Source organism: Kitasatospora sp. NPDC114501 (genome assembly GCF_055633695.1).
The window spans coordinates 328,787-343,753 of sequence record NZ_JBVKDS010000003.1 but is presented as its reverse complement, the minus strand read 5'-3'; the positions used below and the strand labels follow the sequence as shown (position 1 = coordinate 343,753).

The 14,967-nt window shown below is 73.3% G+C and carries 17 protein-coding genes; 10 read left to right on the top strand and 7 right to left on the bottom strand.

Annotated elements, in window-relative coordinates; all coding sequences use genetic code 11:
• Positions 1 to 352 precede the first annotated feature (352 nt).
• Complete coding sequence (locus tag ACZ7RU_RS08045) at positions 353 to 1,354, bottom strand: HAD family hydrolase (protein WP_470340027.1); 1,002 nt, start codon at positions 1,352 to 1,354, stop codon at positions 353 to 355.
• A 103-nt stretch (positions 1,355 to 1,457) separates the two neighbouring features.
• On the opposite strand from ACZ7RU_RS08045, the gene ACZ7RU_RS08040 reads away from it, so the two are divergent.
• From ACZ7RU_RS08040 to hemB, 7 genes are all read left to right on the top strand, one after another.
• Positions 1,458 to 1,751: a glutaredoxin family protein gene (locus tag ACZ7RU_RS08040; protein ID WP_470340026.1), complete on the top strand. Its 294-nt coding sequence runs from the start codon at positions 1,458 to 1,460 to the stop codon at positions 1,749 to 1,751.
• A gap of 172 nt (positions 1,752 to 1,923) precedes the next feature.
• Entirely contained in the window at positions 1,924 to 2,670 is a 747-nt protein-coding gene (locus ACZ7RU_RS08035) for a 3'-5' exonuclease (protein ID WP_470340025.1), read from the top strand.
• A gap of 101 nt (positions 2,671 to 2,771) precedes the next feature.
• Positions 2,772 to 3,674, top strand: a complete 903-nt coding sequence (locus ACZ7RU_RS08030) for a redox-sensing transcriptional repressor Rex (RefSeq protein WP_470340024.1) — start codon at positions 2,772 to 2,774, stop codon at positions 3,672 to 3,674.
• A gap of 25 nt (positions 3,675 to 3,699) precedes the next feature.
• Positions 3,700 to 5,040, top strand: coding sequence for a glutamyl-tRNA reductase (locus ACZ7RU_RS08025; RefSeq protein ID WP_470340023.1), 1,341 nt, complete (start codon positions 3,700 to 3,702; stop codon positions 5,038 to 5,040).
• Between the two features lie 41 nt (positions 5,041 to 5,081).
• A complete protein-coding gene (gene hemC / locus ACZ7RU_RS08020) occupies positions 5,082 to 6,089 on the top strand; it encodes a hydroxymethylbilane synthase (RefSeq protein ID WP_470340022.1) in 1,008 nt (335 codons plus the stop codon).
• The gene (locus ACZ7RU_RS08015; protein WP_470340021.1) at positions 6,086 to 7,735 is read left to right on the top strand and encodes a bifunctional uroporphyrinogen-III C-methyltransferase/uroporphyrinogen-III synthase; all 1,650 of its coding nucleotides are present in this window, start codon (positions 6,086 to 6,088) and stop codon (positions 7,733 to 7,735) included. The genes hemC and ACZ7RU_RS08015 overlap by 4 nt, the downstream gene beginning before the upstream one ends.
• Before the next feature lie 67 nt (positions 7,736 to 7,802).
• Complete coding sequence (gene hemB, locus ACZ7RU_RS08010) at positions 7,803 to 8,783, top strand: porphobilinogen synthase (protein WP_470340020.1); 981 nt, start codon at positions 7,803 to 7,805, stop codon at positions 8,781 to 8,783.
• 76 nt (positions 8,784 to 8,859) lie between these two features.
• Here hemB and ACZ7RU_RS08005 read toward each other — a convergent pair whose 3' ends face one another.
• From ACZ7RU_RS08005 to ACZ7RU_RS07995, 3 genes are all read right to left on the bottom strand, one after another.
• A complete protein-coding gene (locus ACZ7RU_RS08005) occupies positions 8,860 to 9,129 on the bottom strand; it encodes a hypothetical protein (RefSeq protein WP_470340019.1) in 270 nt (89 codons plus the stop codon).
• 215 nt (positions 9,130 to 9,344) lie between these two features.
• On the bottom strand, positions 9,345 to 9,689 hold the full coding sequence (locus tag ACZ7RU_RS08000; RefSeq protein ID WP_387752993.1) for a rodlet layer protein: 345 nt from the start codon (positions 9,687 to 9,689) through the stop codon (positions 9,345 to 9,347).
• Positions 9,690 to 9,773: 84 nt separating this feature from the next.
• Complete coding sequence (locus ACZ7RU_RS07995) at positions 9,774 to 10,118, bottom strand: rodlet layer protein (protein ID WP_470340018.1); 345 nt, start codon at positions 10,116 to 10,118, stop codon at positions 9,774 to 9,776.
• A gap of 300 nt (positions 10,119 to 10,418) precedes the next feature.
• On the opposite strand from ACZ7RU_RS07995, the gene ACZ7RU_RS07990 reads away from it, so the two are divergent.
• A complete protein-coding gene (locus tag ACZ7RU_RS07990) occupies positions 10,419 to 11,084 on the top strand; it encodes a hypothetical protein (protein WP_470340017.1) in 666 nt (221 codons plus the stop codon).
• Between the two features lie 103 nt (positions 11,085 to 11,187).
• Here ACZ7RU_RS07990 and ACZ7RU_RS07985 read toward each other — a convergent pair whose 3' ends face one another.
• The 3 genes from ACZ7RU_RS07985 to ACZ7RU_RS07975 all read right to left on the bottom strand — a co-directional run bounded on the left by ACZ7RU_RS07985 (position 11,188) and on the right by ACZ7RU_RS07975 (position 12,301).
• Positions 11,188 to 11,565 carry a hypothetical protein gene (locus ACZ7RU_RS07985; RefSeq protein ID WP_470340016.1) on the bottom strand — a complete coding sequence of 126 codons (378 nt, stop codon included), beginning with the start codon at positions 11,563 to 11,565 and terminating at the stop codon, positions 11,188 to 11,190.
• Positions 11,566 to 11,678: 113 nt separating this feature from the next.
• Positions 11,679 to 11,951 carry a chaplin gene (locus ACZ7RU_RS07980; protein ID WP_470340015.1) on the bottom strand — a complete coding sequence of 91 codons (273 nt, stop codon included), beginning with the start codon at positions 11,949 to 11,951 and terminating at the stop codon, positions 11,679 to 11,681.
• A 107-nt stretch (positions 11,952 to 12,058) separates the two neighbouring features.
• Positions 12,059 to 12,301, bottom strand: a complete 243-nt coding sequence (locus ACZ7RU_RS07975) for a chaplin (RefSeq protein WP_470340014.1) — start codon at positions 12,299 to 12,301, stop codon at positions 12,059 to 12,061.
• 493 nt (positions 12,302 to 12,794) lie between these two features.
• On the opposite strand from ACZ7RU_RS07975, the gene ACZ7RU_RS07970 reads away from it, so the two are divergent.
• Together ACZ7RU_RS07970 and ACZ7RU_RS07965 are read left to right on the top strand one after the other, a co-directional pair.
• Positions 12,795 to 13,034: a chaplin gene (locus tag ACZ7RU_RS07970; protein WP_470340013.1), complete on the top strand. Its 240-nt coding sequence runs from the start codon at positions 12,795 to 12,797 to the stop codon at positions 13,032 to 13,034.
• A 246-nt stretch (positions 13,035 to 13,280) separates the two neighbouring features.
• On the top strand, positions 13,281 to 14,960 hold the full coding sequence (locus ACZ7RU_RS07965; RefSeq protein ID WP_470340012.1) for an RICIN domain-containing protein: 1,680 nt from the start codon (positions 13,281 to 13,283) through the stop codon (positions 14,958 to 14,960).
• The last annotated feature ends 7 nt before the right edge of the window (positions 14,961 to 14,967 follow it).

Sequence of the window (14,967 nt, the reverse complement as noted above, 5' to 3'; positions counted from 1 at the left end):
GTTGCGCATATTCGGCTGACACTGACCGGAGCTGTCATCGTTCATCCGGCTCAACGTGATCGAACGGGTGCCCAGGGTGACCAATTCGGCGGCCTGAGGGGCGGTTTCCCAGCCTTGGGGCTCGGCAACCCCTGACTTTCCCGGCCTGGCGAACGATCAGAACCGGTCACGGGCCGACAAGTTCGTGCAGGTGGCCCGGACTTCGGTGCGGCGCAGGGGAGTTCGCCCGTAAGAGGGGCCAGGTCAGAGGCTCTGTTGACGCGGGATCACCCGTCAGAGCGAGCCCGCCCGGACGGCCACCGGACAGCCTCCGGGCGCCCTTCGGCGCCCCCGGCCGCCCGGCGCGCGAGGTTCAGACGCGGCGGCGGCGCCGGTTCAGCGCCACCCCGGCCGCCGCCGCGCCGGCCAGCACCCCGACCGCGGCCGCCGCCGGCAGCCCCACCCGGGCCGCCTTGCGCCCGGTCCGGAAGTCCCGCACCCGCCAGCCCTGGGCCCGGGCGTGGCGCCGCAGCGCGCCGTCCGGGTTCACCACGTACGGGTGGCCGACCAGCGAGAGCATCGGGATGTCGTTGGCCGAGTCGCTGTAGGCGGCGCAGCGGTCGAGGTCGAGGCGCTCGCGCCGGGCCAGCGCGCGGACGGCGGCGGCCTTGGCCGGGCCGTGCAGGAGGTCGCCGACCAGCCGGCCGGTGTACCGGCCGTCCCGGGCCTCGGCGACGGTGCCCAGCGCGCCGGTCATGCCGAGCCGCCGGGCGATGATCCGGGCCACCTCCAGCGGGGCGGCGGTGACCAGCCAGACCCGCTGGCCGGCGTCCAGGTGCATCTGGACCAGGGCGCGGGTGCCCGGCCAGATCTTGTCCGCCACCACGTCCTCGAAGATCTCCTCGCAGATCGCCTCCAGGTCGGCGGTGGGCTTGCCGGCCACGATGCCGAGGGCGGACTGCTTGGCGTCCGAGATGTGCTCCGGGTCCTCGGCGCCGTGCAGCCGGAACCAGGCCTGCTGCCAGGCGAAGCGGGCGATGTCGCGGCGGGTGAGGAAGCCGCGGCGGTAGAGGCCGACGCCGAGGTAGAAGATCGCGGCGCCGCGCAGGATGGTGTTGTCGCAGTCGAAGAAGGCAGCGGCGCGGGGGTCGTCCGGGTCCGGGGTGTGGTTCCCGGCCGGGGCCTTGGGGGCCTTGCCGGGCCTGGCCGCGGCCGGTGCGTCCGGTTCGGCGGCGCCCCCCGGCTCGGCGGCGGGGGCCGGCTCGGGCTCGGCCCGCAGCGCGGCCTCGGCGGCCTCGGCCGCGGCTTCGCCGGCCAGGGCGCTCCGCTCGCTGCTGGAACGCCTTGCCTGGGTGAGCCTTCTGAGCACGGCCATGTCATCGAGGATAGCCAGCCGGGTACGCGGCGACCGTGACGGAGCCGTGCCCGCGGGGTGAACAGCTCCACCGGGTGCCGGGAGCCCCGGGCTGGCGGATGCGATGGCGGAGAATGGGGCAGTGAGCCCACTGCTGCGACGTAAGAGCCCCGAGCCCGCGGACCGGACCGTGACCCTGGTCGGCAAGCCCGGCTGCCACCTGTGCGACGAGGCCCGCGAGGTGATCCTGCGGGTCACGGGCGACCTGGGGGCGTCCTTCGAGGAACGGGACATCACCCAGGACGAGGAGCTGTACCGCCGCTACTGGGAGCAGATCCCGGTCACCCTGGTCGACGGCCGCCAGCACGACTTCTGGCGGGTCGACGAGCGTCGGCTGCGCACCGCCCTCGGCGGCTGAGCCGGCCCTGACCCGGCGTTCGTCCGTACACCGACCCCCCGCCGATCGGCGGGGGCGGTTCGCCGAATCGTTGCCAAAGACACTCCGTTCCGGCTTGGGACGGGCCGGGTCGGTCGGCTTACGATCGAACGCGTTTGCGCCCATGGGGGGCTGAGCACACGAGGAGTGCGCCATGCTTCCCGGCCCGACCCCCGCGACGCCCCGAGCCCCGGAGGGGACCGGCGGCTTCGCCGTGGTGGACGTGGAGGCGACCGGCCGCAGTCCGTGGCGGCACCGGGTGGTCGAGGTCGCGGTGGTGCTGCTGGACGAGCGGCTCCGCCCCGAGGGGGAGTTCGCCACCCTGCTGGATCCGCTGGGCCCGGTCGGCCCGACCCATGTGCACCGGATACGCCAGTGCGACGTCGAGGGTGCCCCGCGTTTCCGCGAGATCGCCCCGAGGCTGCTGGAGCTGCTGGCCGGCCGGGTGCTGGTGGGTCACCACGTCAGCTGCGACCACGCCTTCCTGGACCGCGAGTTCGCCCGGATCGGGGTTCCGCTGCCGGCCGTCCCGCTGCTGTGCACGATGCGGCTGGCCCGCGCCCACCTGCCGGAGGCCCGTGGCCACGGCCTGGCGGCCTGCGTGGAGGCGGCGGGCCTGGGCTGGTACCCGGCGCACACCGCGCTGGGCGATGCCCGGGTGACCGCCGAGCTGCTGCGGCACTGCCTGGACGCCCCGTCCTGCCCGCCCGACGACTGGACCGGCCCGCTGCGGGAGGCCGCCCGGGTGCCGTGGCCGAGGCTGGGCCGGGCCCGCTCCCGCCCGTCCGGAGCCGCCGTCCCGCTGCTGCGCCGGGAGGCTCCGTACGGCCCCCGGCTGCCCGGTTCCCAGGCCCCGGAGGTCGTGTCGACCCCCTCCGGTGCTATGGGTTCGACGGCGTGATGCGCATCACTGTGCGGGGACAAAACGGACACCATCTTTGTGCACACGTTCACAAACGCATAGCCTGGCTGCCAAAGCCCAGCTTCACCCACAGGAGCACCGTGGCAATCGGCCGATCACCACAGAGCAGTTCGCAGACGCCCGACCAGGGCGCCGCGCGCCGACCCTCGCGTGCCCGGGGCATCCCGGAGGCGACCGTCGCTCGCCTGCCCCTCTATCTGCGGGCCCTCACCGCGCTCTCCGAGCGCTCGGTGCCGACCGTCTCCTCCGAGGAGCTGGCCGCCGCGGCCGGCGTGAACTCGGCCAAGCTGCGCAAGGACTTCTCCTACCTCGGCTCGTACGGCACCCGCGGTGTCGGCTACGACGTCGAGTACCTCGTCTACCAGATCTCCCGCGAGCTCGGCCTGACCCAGGACTGGCCGGTCGTCATCGTCGGGATCGGTAACCTCGGCCACGCGCTCGCCAACTACGGCGGGTTCGCCTCCCGCGGCTTCCGGGTCGCCGCCCTGCTGGACGCCGACCCCAACGTGGTCGGTTCCACCGCGGCCGGACTGCCGGTGCGGCACATGGACGAGCTGGAGTCGATCGTCGAGAGCCAGCACGTCTCCATCGGTGTGATCACCACCCCGCCCGGCGCCGCCCAGCAGGTGTGCGACCGGCTGGTCGAGGCCGGCGTCACCAGCATCCTGAACTTCGCCCCGACCGTGCTGACCGTCCCGGACGGCGTGGACGTGCGCAAGGTGGACCTCTCCATCGAGCTCCAGATCCTGGCCTTCCACGAGCAGCGCAAGGCCGGCGAGGAGCCGGACGACCGCGCCGAGTCGGTGCTGGACCGCGCCCCCGGTCCGGTCCGGGCGGCCGCGGCCAAGCTGCGCCGCGCGGCCGGCGGCAACGGCAAGGGCCGGGGCACCGTCGAGTCGGCGGCCAAGGACCAGGCCGAGCAGGCCAAGGGAAAGTCCGCCAAGGGCGGCGACGGGGATCTCTCCGCGGTGATGCCCGCATGAACACCGAGAGCTGTGGGGGGCGGGCATGAGCCTTCTCGTCGTAGGGCTGAGCCATCGCACGGCCCCGGTCGGAGTGCTGGAGCGCGCCGCGCTGACCGGTGACGTGCCGACCCGGCTGCTGCACGACGCGGCCGCCACCGCCACGGTCGGCGAGGCCGCGCTGCTGAACACCTGCAACCGGATCGAGCTGTACGCGGACGTGGACAAGTTCCACGCCGGCGTCGCCGAGCTGTCGCTGCTGCTGGCCCACCACAGCGGGGTGGACCTGGAGGAGCTGACCTCCCACCTGTACGTCCACTACGAGGACCGCGCCGTCCACCACCTCTTCTCGGTGGCCTGCGGCCTGGACTCGATGGTCGTCGGCGAGGGCCAGATCCTCGGCCAGCTCCGCGACGCGCTGGCCAAGGCCCAGGAGGAGCACACCGCCGGGCGCGGCCTGAACGAGCTGTTCCAGCAGGCGCTGCGGGTCGGCAAGCGGGCACACAGCGAGACCGGCATCGACAAGGCCGGCCAGTCGCTGGTCACCTTCGGCCTGGAGCAGATCGCGGCGGGCGCGGGCGAGATCGCCGGCAAGCGCGCGCTGGTGGTCGGCGCCGGGTCGATGAGCTCGCTGGCCGCCGCCACCCTGGTCCGCTCCGGCGTGACCGACCTGCTGATCGCCAACCGGACCCCGGCCCGCGCCGAGCGGCTGGTCGAGATCCTCGGCCCGGACGTGGCCCGGGTCCTGGACCTCGCCAAGGTGCCGGAGGCGCTCGCCGACGTGGACCTCGTGATCTCCTGCACCGGCGCGGCCGGCGTGGTGGTCAAGGCCGAGGACGTGGCCGCCGCGGTCGCCTCCCGCCGGTCCGCCGAGCCGCTCGCCCTGCTCGACCTGGCCATGCCGCGCGACGTCGACCACGCCGTGCACGAGCTGCCCGGCGCCCTGCTGGTCGACCTGGAGAGCCTCTCCCACGCGCACGCCGCCAGCCCCGGCGCCGGCGACGTCGACCAGGTCACCCGGATCGTCTCCGACGAGGTGACCGCCTTCGGCGCCGCCCAGCGGGCCGCCCGGATCGCGCCGACCGTGGTCGCGCTGCGCTCGATGGCCTCCGACGTGGTCGCCGCCGAGCTCGGCCGGCTGGAGTCCCGGCTGCCGGACCTGGACGAGCGCTCGCGCGCCGAGATCACCCAGACCGTCCGCCGCGTCGTCGACAAGCTGCTGCACGCCCCGACCGTCCGGGTGAAGCAGCTGGCCGCCGAGCCCGGCGGCGCCTCCTACGCGGAGGCACTGCGCGAACTGTTCGACCTCGACCCGGCGGCCGTGCACGCCGTGTCGGGCACGCCCGTCGGCGGCGCGCCCCAGCCCTCGGCCGGGGGCGTCAGATGAACCGTCAGCCATCCCACGAGTACCACCGGGACGATCACCTCATGAATGGTCAACCGATCACGGAGCAGCCCGCGGCCACCACGGCCCTGCGGCTCGGCACCCGGCGCAGCGCCCTCGCCATGGCGCAGTCGGGCATGGTGGCCCGCGAGGTGACCAGGGTCACCGGGCGCCCCGTCGAGCTGGTCGAGATCACCACCTACGGAGACACCTCCCGGGAGTCGCTGGCGCAGATCGGCGGCACCGGGGTGTTCGTCTCCGCGCTGCGCGACGCGCTGCTGGAGGGCCGGATCGACTTCGCCGTGCACTCGCTCAAGGACCTGCCCACCGCCGCCCCCGCGGGCCTGGCGCTGGCCGCCGTCCCCGAGCGCGAGGACGTCCGGGACGCCCTGGTCGCGGTCGAGGGCCTGGGCCTGGAGGAGCTGGTGGAGAAGCTGGCCGGGGCCGGTCGACCGGCCCGGATCGGCACCGGCTCGCCCCGCCGGATGGCGCAGCTGAACGCCTGGGCCACCGCCCGCGGCGCCCAGCTGGAGACCGTCGCGATCCGCGGCAACGTGGACACCCGGATCGGCTTCGTGACCGGCGGCGAGCTGGACGCGGTGGTGCTGGCGACGGCCGGCCTGAACCGGCTCGGCCGCAGCGCCGAGATATCCGAGCACCTCGACACCGAGGTGATGGTCCCGGCCCCCGGCCAGGGCGCGCTCGCGATCGAGTGCGCCACGGCCGACACGGACCTGACCGCCGCGCTCGCGGCCCTGGACCACGCCCCCACCCGGGTCGCCGTGGCCGCCGAGCGCGCCCTGCTGGCCACCCTGGAGGCCGGCTGCTCGGCGCCGGTGGCCGCGCTGGCCACCTGGGGCCGGGAGAACGAACTGCGGCTGGACGGCGTGGTCGGCGACCCCGACGGAACCGCCCTGCTGAAGATGTCCGCCAACGGTCCGATCGTCCTCGACGAGGCCGCCGAGCAGCAGGCGGCGGCCCTCGGCCGCGCGCTGGCTGACCGGCTGCTCGCCGGGGGCGCGGCCACCCTGATGGGGGAGCGAGCCCGATGAGCCCCACCACCGCCACCGACGCCCTGTTCCCGGCGGGACAGCCCGCCACCGGACGGTGCACCTTCCTGGGCGCGGGCCCCGGGGACCCGGGCCTGCTGACCCTGCGCGCGGTCGAGGTGCTGTCCACCGCCGACGTGCTGGTCACCGACCCGCTGACCGCCGCCGCCGTGCGCAGCCACTGCCCGGCCGGCGTGCAGGTGCACGCCCCGGCCGCCGAGGGCGCCGACTTCGACCTGGCCAAGCTGGTCGCCGAGGCCGTCCGCTCCGGCAAGCACGTGGTCCGCACCGTCGACGGCGACCCCGGCCTGGACGGCTGCGCCGCCGAGGAGATGCTCCGCTGCGCGGGCGACGGGATCCCGTTCGAGGTGATCCCGGGCGTCGCCCAGTCGGTCGGCGTCCCGGCGTACGCGGGCGTCCCGCTGCGGGCCGGCTCCGGCACCGACGTGCGCTTCGTGGACGGCGCCGCGCTGCTGGCCGGCAGCCCGGTGGACCTGGGCGTGCCGGAGACCACCCTGGTGGTCCGCACCACCCTGGGCCAGCTGCCCGCCACCGCCGCCGCGCTGGTCGCGGGCGGCCGCAAACCGGAGTCGGCGCTGAGCGCCACGCTCTCCGGCACCACCACCCGCCAGCGGACCTTCACCTCCACCCTGTCCGGCATCGCGGCCGACCTGAAGGCCGCCCGGGTGCTGCCCTCGCCGGTCTCCGCGCCGGTCGACCCGGCCACCTCGGTGATAGCCGTGGTGGGCGAGCAGGTCGCCCACCGGGCCTCCCACTCGTGGTTCGAGACCAAGCCGCTGTTCGGCTGGAACGTCCTCGTGCCGCGCACCAAGGAGCAGGCCACCGGCCTGTCCGAGCAGCTGCGCTCGTACGGCGCGGTGCCGCAGGAGGTGCCGACCATCGCGGTCGAGCCGCCGCGCACCCCGCAGCAGATGGAGCGGGCCATCAAGGGCCTGGTCACCGGCCGCTACGAGTGGATCGCCTTCACCTCGGTGAACGCGGTGCGCGCCGTCCGGGAGAAGTTCGAGGAGTACGGCCTGGACGCCCGAGCGTTCGCCGGGATCAAGGTCGCGGCGGTCGGTGAGACCACCGCGCAGGCCCTGGTGGACTTCGGCGTGAAGCCGGACCTGGTGCCCTCCGGCGAGCAGTCCGCAGCCGGGCTGCTGGAGGACTGGCCGCCGTACGACCCGGTCTTCGACCCGATCGACCGGGTGCTGCTGCCGCGCGCCGACATCGCCACCGAGACCCTGGTGGCCGGTCTGGTCGAGCTCGGCTGGGAGGTCGACGACGTGACGGCGTACCGGACGGTGCGCGCCTCGCCGCCGCCGGCCGAGACCCGCGAGGCGATCAAGGGCGGCGGCTTCGACGCGGTGCTGTTCACCTCGTCCTCGACCGTCCGGAACCTGGTCGGCATCGCGGGCAAGCCGCACAACGTGACGGTCATCGCCTGCATCGGCCCGGCCACCGCCAAGACCGCCGAGGAGCACGGCCTGCGGGTCGACGTGATGGCCCCGGCGCCGTCGGCGGCCGCGCTGGCCCAGGCGCTGGCAGACTTCGGGGCCAAGCGCCGCGACACCGCGACGGCCGCCGGTGAGCCGGTCTACCGGCCCAGCGAGCGCCGTCCCGGCTCGCGCCGCAAGGCCCGCTGACACCCCTCATGGCCGGGGTCGGCCGACCGTCGCCCCGGCACTGCACAACCGTTCGGAGAGAGAAGCCGTGACCGCTGAATTCCCGTACGTACGCCCCCGCCGGCTGCGCCGGAGCCCGGCGATGCGCCGCCTGGTGGCCGAGACCCGGCTGCACCCGGCGGAGCTGATCCTGCCGCTGTTCGTCCGCGAGGGTGTCAGCGAGCCCGTCCCGGTGACGTCGATGCCGGGCGTGGTCCAGCACACCCGGGACACCCTGCGCAAGGCCGCGGTGGAGGCGGCCGAGGCGGGCCTGGGCGGCCTCATGCTGTTCGGCGTCCCGGAGGTGCAGGACGCCGTCGGCAGCGAGGGCACCAACCCGGACGGCATCCTCCAGCAGGCGATCCGGGACGTGGTCTCCGAGGTCGGCGACTCCCTGGTGGTCATGTCGGACCTCTGCCTGGACGAGTACACCGACCACGGCCACTGCGGGGTGCTGGCCGCCGACGGCAGCGTCGACAACGACGCCACCCTGGAGCGCTACGCCGAGATGGCCCGGGTGCAGGCCGACGCCGGCGTCCACCTGGTCGGCCCGTCCGGCATGATGGACGGCCAGATCGGCGTGGTCCGGCGGGCGCTGGACGAGGCGGGGCACCAGGACGTGGGCATCCTCGCCTACACCGCCAAGTACGCCTCGGCCTTCTACGGCCCGTTCCGCGAGGCCGTCGGCTCCTCGCTCAAGGGCGACCGCAAGTCCTACCAGCAGGACCCGGCCAACGCCCGGGAGTCGCTGCGCGAGCTGGCGCAGGACCTCGCCGAGGGCGCGGACATGGTGATGGTGAAGCCCGCCATGGCCTACCTGGACATCCTGCGCCAGGTCGCCGACGCCTCCCCGGTGCCGGTCTCCGCGTACCAGGTGTCCGGCGAGTACGCGATGGTCGAGGCGGCCGCCGCGAACGGCTGGATCGACCGGGAGCGGATGATCATGGAGACGCTCACCTCGATCCGCCGCGCGGGCGCCGAGCAGATCCTCACCTACTGGGCCCTCGAAGCCGCCGCGATGGTGAAGTAGCCGAAGCGGCGGACGCCGCACGGCGGAAGGCCGGGCCGATCCCTCCGAGAGGGCGGCCCGGCCTTCCGGCTTCCTGCTAGATGCCCACGTCCCCGGCGTGCGCGAAGCCCGCGCCGCCGCCGACCAGGTCGGTGGAGGTGGCCGCGCCGCCACCGAAGCCGCCGGCGGCGGTGTCCCCGGCGTGGGCGACGCCGAAGCCCCCGCCGGCCAGGAACGGCTCGTCGGCCGAGGCGACGAACTCGCCGCCGCCGAGCACGCCGACGTGGGCGAAGGCCGGGGTGGCGGCACCCGCGAGCGCCAGTGCGGCGGCGGCGGTCAGTGCGGCCTTGGCCAGCTTGTTCTTCATGGAACTGCCCTCTCTCTGGGAGCGCCCCCGCGGGCGCTCTGACACGTGATCACATCCGGCGGTCCGGTCCGGCACCCCACGCGCCGGGCCGGACCGCCGCTCACCCGTCCGGACCGCGCCGCGGCGCGGCCCGGACGGACACTCTCGTCCGCGAAGCCCGGAGGGCCCGGGGAGGTGTTCCTCCCCGGGCCCTCCGTCCGTGCCAGGCCCCTCGATCAGCCGATCAGGTGCGAGATGCCCGCGTCGCCGGTGGACTGGGTGTTCTGGCCGACGTTGCAGATCTGCTTCGGCTGGTTGTTCAGGACCGGAACCTCGACCGGCACCGCGACGCCGATGACGGCGACGGCGATGTTGTGGATCTCCGGCAGGCAGATGTTCGGGTTGTCCAGAACGTGGCTGTTCGGGCTGCCGTTGCCGGTGGTGCCGGTGTGGTTGGTGCCGCCGTTGCCCTGGACGGAGGTGGCGGCGCCGTCCGAGTCGACGATGGCGGAGGCCGAGCCCGCGGACATCGCGAGGGCGGCGGCGGCCAGGCCGGCGGCGGCGAGGGTCTTCTTGATCATTTCCGGTTTTCCTCTCGGGGTGAATCGGGGAGCGATTCGAAGGTGGGTCGAACGGTGGTGCAGGGCGAACGGAGCGGCGACCGATCAGCCGATCAGGTGGGACACGCCGCCGTCGCCCTGGCTCTGGGTGCCCTGGCCGACGGTGCAGTACTGCCTGCCGCCGTTGTTGGCGATCGGGACCTCGACCGGGACGGCCACGCCGAGCACGCCGACGGCGACGTTGTGGATCTCCGGCAGGCAGATGTTCGGGTTGTCCAGGAAGTGGAAGTTCGGGCTGTTGTTCCCGACCGTGCCCGTGAAGTTGGTACCGCCGTTGCCTTCGATGGAGGCGGCGGCGCCGTCCGCGTCACCGATGGCGGAGGCGGGCGCGGCGGCGCCGGCCAGCGCGGCGACGGCCAGGCCGGCGGCGGCGAAGGACTTCTGGATCATGGCGAGATCCCTCTCTGAAATGCTCTTTGGATTCCGTGCGTACAACGCTGAGAACGCTCAGACCCGGTCTGCAGTCACTGACGTCCAGATCAAAGAACGACGGCACGGAAGGTTACGGGGATTTTTGAAAAGAGTCCCGCAGGCACGACGGCGGAGGGATTCCGATCGGATTATTAGCCCGAACCGGTTAACCGCCGCATTCCGTGCTCCCGGTCACTCGTTGAGCAGGCTGCTTTCCGGCTGCGGCCCCCGCAGCCCTTCCCCAGTGATCCCAGTTCGGACAGCAGAACGGTGAATAGCATGAAGTTCTCCAAGCGGGCCGGCGCGATGCTGCTGGCGGTCGGCGCCGGCGTGCTCGCCTCCCAGGGGGCGGCCTCCGCCGCGACCCCGACCGGTCTCGATCAGGTCGGCGCCCTGGAGGACGCGCTGGCCACCCAGCAGGTCCCGGCGGACATCCCGCTCGCCCCGCTGGGCAGCCGCCTCACGGCCGGCATCCCGACATCGCTGGTGATGCCACCGGTGCCGGGCCGGACCACCAGCTCCGACGGCGCGCTGCTTCCGGAGCAGATCCTCCCGCAGCTGGGCACCGGCAAGGCCGGCCCGAGCGCCAAGGCCGATCTGCCGCTCCCGCTGGTCGACCGGAGCGCCGACCTCGGCGAGGTGCTGCTGGACGCCCCGGCCGCGCCGCTGAACGCCAGGACCCCCGGGCTCACCCTCGGCAAGCCGCTCGCGCTCGCCCAGGACGGCGCCGGCCAGCTCGCCGGAGGCCGGCTGAAGGTGGACGAGATCGACCCGCGCCTGGTCACCGGCGCGGTGCAGGTGATCCCCGGGGCGAAGGCCAGCCTCGGTGGCGAGGACAGCCGGCTCTCCCTCACCGACACGGCGGGCGCCCTGGCCGACACCGCCACCACGACCACCACCACCGTGGTGGGGCAGACCGGCCTGACCGACCTCGCCCAGCTCTGAGGTCGGCCCGGCAGGAGAGCCCGGCACCCCGGCCGCGCGGCGGGATGCCGGGCTCTCCTGCACCCGGGCGCTCGTGGCTCCGGGCTTCTATGGGCCCGGACGCTCAGCCCGGCAGCAGGCTGGTCAGCCCGCCGACCAGCGGGAGGTCCTTGACGCCGCCGCCCGCGCTCAGCGGGCCGGTCAGCGTCCCGGTGCCGACCGCGGGCAGGCCCTGGTCCGGCTGGAGGGCCGCGCCGTTGTTGAGGAAGTCGGCCGAGGAGTTCGCCCACGGGTCCAGCCGCAGGCTCTTGATCGGCGCGATGCCGTAGCCGAGGCCGGTGGTCGTCCCGCCCAGCGCCTGGCCGAGGTCGGTCTTGGTGAGCGTGGCCGGGCCGGCCGGGGCCTCGCCCGGGGCGGTGGCGGCCTGCGCCGAACCGGCGCCGAGCAGCACCGCGGCGCCCACGGCGGCGGCCAGGCCGGCCGCGCTCTTCTGGGAAAGCATCGTGATCACCCTTCGGTGGATCGGGGGTCCCGGACGGCTGTCCGGATATGCCGAACTGCCCCCCGGCCGACTGGTCGGGGGGCAGGACGGCCGGAACGCGTGCCGATCGGGGATCAGCAGTCGTCGTCGTCGTGCTGCGGCGGGGCCTCGACGTTGGCGCAGGCGTTGCCGAACGCCGGGTTCAGCAGGCCGATGATGTTGACGGAGTTGCCGCACACGTTGACCGGGATGTGGATCGGCACCTGGATCTGGTTGCCGGAGACGACACCGGGGGAGTTGGCGGCCACGCCCTCGGCGCCCGCGCTGGCGGCGGCGGAGCCCGCCGCGCCCAGCACCAGGCCGGCAGCGGCGGCGGACAGGACGGCGGCCTTCTTCATGTTCTGCATGGGGGTTGATCTCCTCGATCACACACGGGTGGAGCGTGCCGCCCCGGCGTCGCGGGGCGTGGCACGGGCTCGGTGAATCAGCTGTCGCCGGTGCGGCGACCGCGGGTTCAGCCGGCGTTGACGCACTCGTTGCCGAACGCCGGGTTCAGCAGGCCGATGATGTTGATGGTGTTGCCGCACAGGTTGATCGGGATGTGGATCGGCACCTGGATCTGGTTGCCGGAGAGCACGCCCGGGGAGCCGGCGGCGACACCCTCGGCGCCGGCGCTGGCGAACGCGCCACCGGCGGCACCGAGCACCAGGCCGCTGGCGGCCAGCGACAGGGCGGCGGCCTTCTTGAAGTTACGCATGTCATTCCTCCGATTTCTGCCCGACGGAAGCGAGATGTCGGGAAGCCGGGCGAGCACGAATACTCACCCGATGACTTCAGGGATTGCCGTGATTGTCACTCGGTCGGCGCACATCGGCGTGTTCCGCCCATGGCTCGGGCGCGACCGCGGCAGCCGGGTCACGGTGCCTTTCGAAGCGATTCCCGCACGGCCGGGAAAGGTGCGACAAAGGCGTGACCAGGTGGAATTCCGGTCGGGCGTTCCGGCACGGGTTGCCGGACGCCGGGTACGGGAGGCCCGCTGCGTGGGGGCCGTGGAGACCGGGTTCCGTCAGGGAGAACGAGACACCGCGCGCGGGGAAACGGTCCGACCCTCCGATCACCCGAATGCCGGGTCTCCGGCGCCGTTGCGCCGGACGGGTGACAGTGCGGGGACCGTCGCAACCGGGTCGGTGGGGTCTCGTTCTAGATGTCGCACTCCCCGTGCACATCTGTCGAACAGTCAGGAGGCTCACATGAGCATCAAGAAGACCGCCGCCGTCGGCGCGGCCGTGGTGGGCATTGTGGCCACCGGTGCCGGTACCGCGATGGCCAGCGCCGGCGCCCAGGGTGTTGCCGCCGGATCCCCCGGTGTCATCTCGGGCAACCAGATCCAGATCCCGGTGCACGTGCCCATCAACCTGTGCGGCAACACCATCGACGTCATCGGTGCGCTCAACCCGGCCTTCGGCAACAAGTGCCTCAACGCGGGCTGAGCCCGTACCCCCGGTTCGGCCGGTGAGAGCCGCCGTTCTGCGCTTCCCTCCTGGGGCGCGGGCGGCGGCTCTCCGCTGTGCCCGGAATCCGGTGGTCCGTCAGTTCCCCGTCGTGTCACGAGCCTTGTTGTGTTACTTGTCAGTTCCTAGAATGCGAGACCTGCTCACCTTTCCTGCTCCTCTCTTGCTCCGCGCCGCTCGGCGGCCCCGCCAGGGCGGTCCTCCCACCCCCGCAAGGAGTCGCGTGTGATCAGGTCCCCTCTGTCGGCGGCGCGGCGGACGCGTACGGGTGCGCCCCGGTGCGCCGCACTGCTCGCCACCGGAGCCCTCCTCGCCACCCTCGGCCTGGCCGGTGCTCCCCCCGCCGTGGCCGACCCCGCCCCGGCCGCGCCCGCTGCCGCGGCCGCCCGTCCGGCCGCGATCGTCGCCCTCGGCGACAGCGCCATCTCCGGGGAGGGCGCCGGCACCGACACCAACGACGGCTACTTCCCGGAGACGGACAGCCCCACCAACTACTGCCACCGCCACCCCAAGTCGGAGATCTTCGTCACCGACATCCCCGGGGTCACTCCGATCGACCTGGCCTGCTCCGGCGCCCAGACCGGCGACCTGGTCAGCGACCCGGAACTGGCGAAGATCACCGGCCCCGGCAGCGGCGACTTCGGCGAGCCCAAGCAGGACGTCAAGCTGGCCGACACGGCGGCGAAGTACGACGTCAGGATGGTCGTCGTCACCATCGGCGCCAACGACGACTTCGACTTCAGCGGCATCATGATGCACTGCCTCGCGCAGTACTTCCCGATCCCCAAGGACCAGGGCTGCCGGGACACCATCGGCAGCGACGAGATCCGCCGACGGGCCAAGGGCGTCCAGCCCAAGGTGGTCGCGGCGCTCCAGAACATCCGGCAGACCATGCGCAGGGCCGGCTACGCCGACTCCTCGTACCAGCTGGTCTACCAGTCGTACTTCAACCCGATCACCCCGGACATCCGGCGCAACGACTACCTCGGCAAGGTCGCCGACGGCTGCCCGGCGTTCCCCGAGGACCTCGCCTGGGGCCACAACTGGGTGGTGCCGACCCTCAGTGACGCACTGCGCGGCGCGGCCGAGCAGGTACCCGGCGTCCGCTACCTGGACCAGCGGCGGGTCGCCTTCGGGCACGAGGTCTGCGCGGAGTGGACGACCTCCCCGTACGAGTACACCAACGGGGACGTCATCAACCTCGCCGAGTGGGTGCGCAACGGCTGCGACTCGCAGATCGGCATCCCCGGGCTGTGCATGAACATGGTCCGCCAGTCGTACCACCTGCGGGTGGCCGGCTACCGCGGCGAGGGCGTCTGCCTCGGCCAGTTCTACGCCCGGCCCGAGCTGGCGCAGGCGTACTGCACGCTCAACCAGCAGAACACCACCTCGATCCAGCCGCTCACTCCCGGACAGCCGTTCGGCGACGTCCCCGAGGACGGCTCCTGGTACCAGCTGACCAACGCGGCCGGCGGCAACGTGCTCGACCTCGCCGGCGGCGGCAGCTACGGCGACTCCACCAACGGCCGGCCCGCGATCACGTATCCGGCCGGCGGCGGGCTCAACCAGTCCTTCGTCCTGGAGGCCAAGGCCGGCGGCAGCTACGAGCTCGACTTCAGCGGCAACCGGAACATGTGCCTGGATGCCGACGCCGCCTCCACCGCCCCCGGCACCCGGATCCAGCAGTGGGGCTGCAACGGCGGCGGCAACCAGCACTGGGTGTTCAAGCCGGCCGGCGACGGCCGCTACAAGATCGCCGACTCCCAGGACCAGACGAAGGTCCTGGCCACCGGCAGCACCCTCGACGCCAAGGGCAACCCGTACGTCGAACTCGCCACCGACACCGGCGCCGCCAACCAGCTCTGGCAGCTCACCAAGCTCGGCATCGTCTACGTCCACGGCTGATCCACCC

What these genes read in the sequence shown, in the direction of transcription:
- ACZ7RU_RS08045 (WP_470340027.1), bottom strand. Translation starts at nt 1,354, where the DNA reads ATGGCCGTGCTCAGAAGGCTCACCCAGGCAAGGCGTTCCAGCAGCGAG.
- ACZ7RU_RS08040 (WP_470340026.1), top strand. Translation starts at nt 1,458, where the DNA reads ATGGCGGAGAATGGGGCAGTGAGCCCACTGCTGCGACGTAAGAGCCCC.
- ACZ7RU_RS08035 (WP_470340025.1), top strand. Translation starts at nt 1,924, where the DNA reads ATGCTTCCCGGCCCGACCCCCGCGACGCCCCGAGCCCCGGAGGGGACC.
- ACZ7RU_RS08025 (WP_470340023.1), top strand. Translation starts at nt 3,700, where the DNA reads ATGAGCCTTCTCGTCGTAGGGCTGAGCCATCGCACGGCCCCGGTCGGA.
- hemC (WP_470340022.1), top strand. Translation starts at nt 5,082, where the DNA reads ATGAATGGTCAACCGATCACGGAGCAGCCCGCGGCCACCACGGCCCTG.
- ACZ7RU_RS08015 (WP_470340021.1), top strand. Translation starts at nt 6,086, where the DNA reads ATGAGCCCCACCACCGCCACCGACGCCCTGTTCCCGGCGGGACAGCCC.
- ACZ7RU_RS08005 (WP_470340019.1), bottom strand. Translation starts at nt 9,129, where the DNA reads ATGAAGAACAAGCTGGCCAAGGCCGCACTGACCGCCGCCGCCGCACTG.
- ACZ7RU_RS08000 (WP_387752993.1), bottom strand. Translation starts at nt 9,689, where the DNA reads ATGATCAAGAAGACCCTCGCCGCCGCCGGCCTGGCCGCCGCCGCCCTC.
- ACZ7RU_RS07995 (WP_470340018.1), bottom strand. Translation starts at nt 10,118, where the DNA reads ATGATCCAGAAGTCCTTCGCCGCCGCCGGCCTGGCCGTCGCCGCGCTG.
- ACZ7RU_RS07990 (WP_470340017.1), top strand. Translation starts at nt 10,419, where the DNA reads ATGAAGTTCTCCAAGCGGGCCGGCGCGATGCTGCTGGCGGTCGGCGCC.
- ACZ7RU_RS07985 (WP_470340016.1), bottom strand. Translation starts at nt 11,565, where the DNA reads ATGCTTTCCCAGAAGAGCGCGGCCGGCCTGGCCGCCGCCGTGGGCGCC.
- ACZ7RU_RS07980 (WP_470340015.1), bottom strand. Translation starts at nt 11,951, where the DNA reads ATGCAGAACATGAAGAAGGCCGCCGTCCTGTCCGCCGCCGCTGCCGGC.
- ACZ7RU_RS07975 (WP_470340014.1), bottom strand. Translation starts at nt 12,301, where the DNA reads ATGCGTAACTTCAAGAAGGCCGCCGCCCTGTCGCTGGCCGCCAGCGGC.
- ACZ7RU_RS07970 (WP_470340013.1), top strand. Translation starts at nt 12,795, where the DNA reads ATGAGCATCAAGAAGACCGCCGCCGTCGGCGCGGCCGTGGTGGGCATT.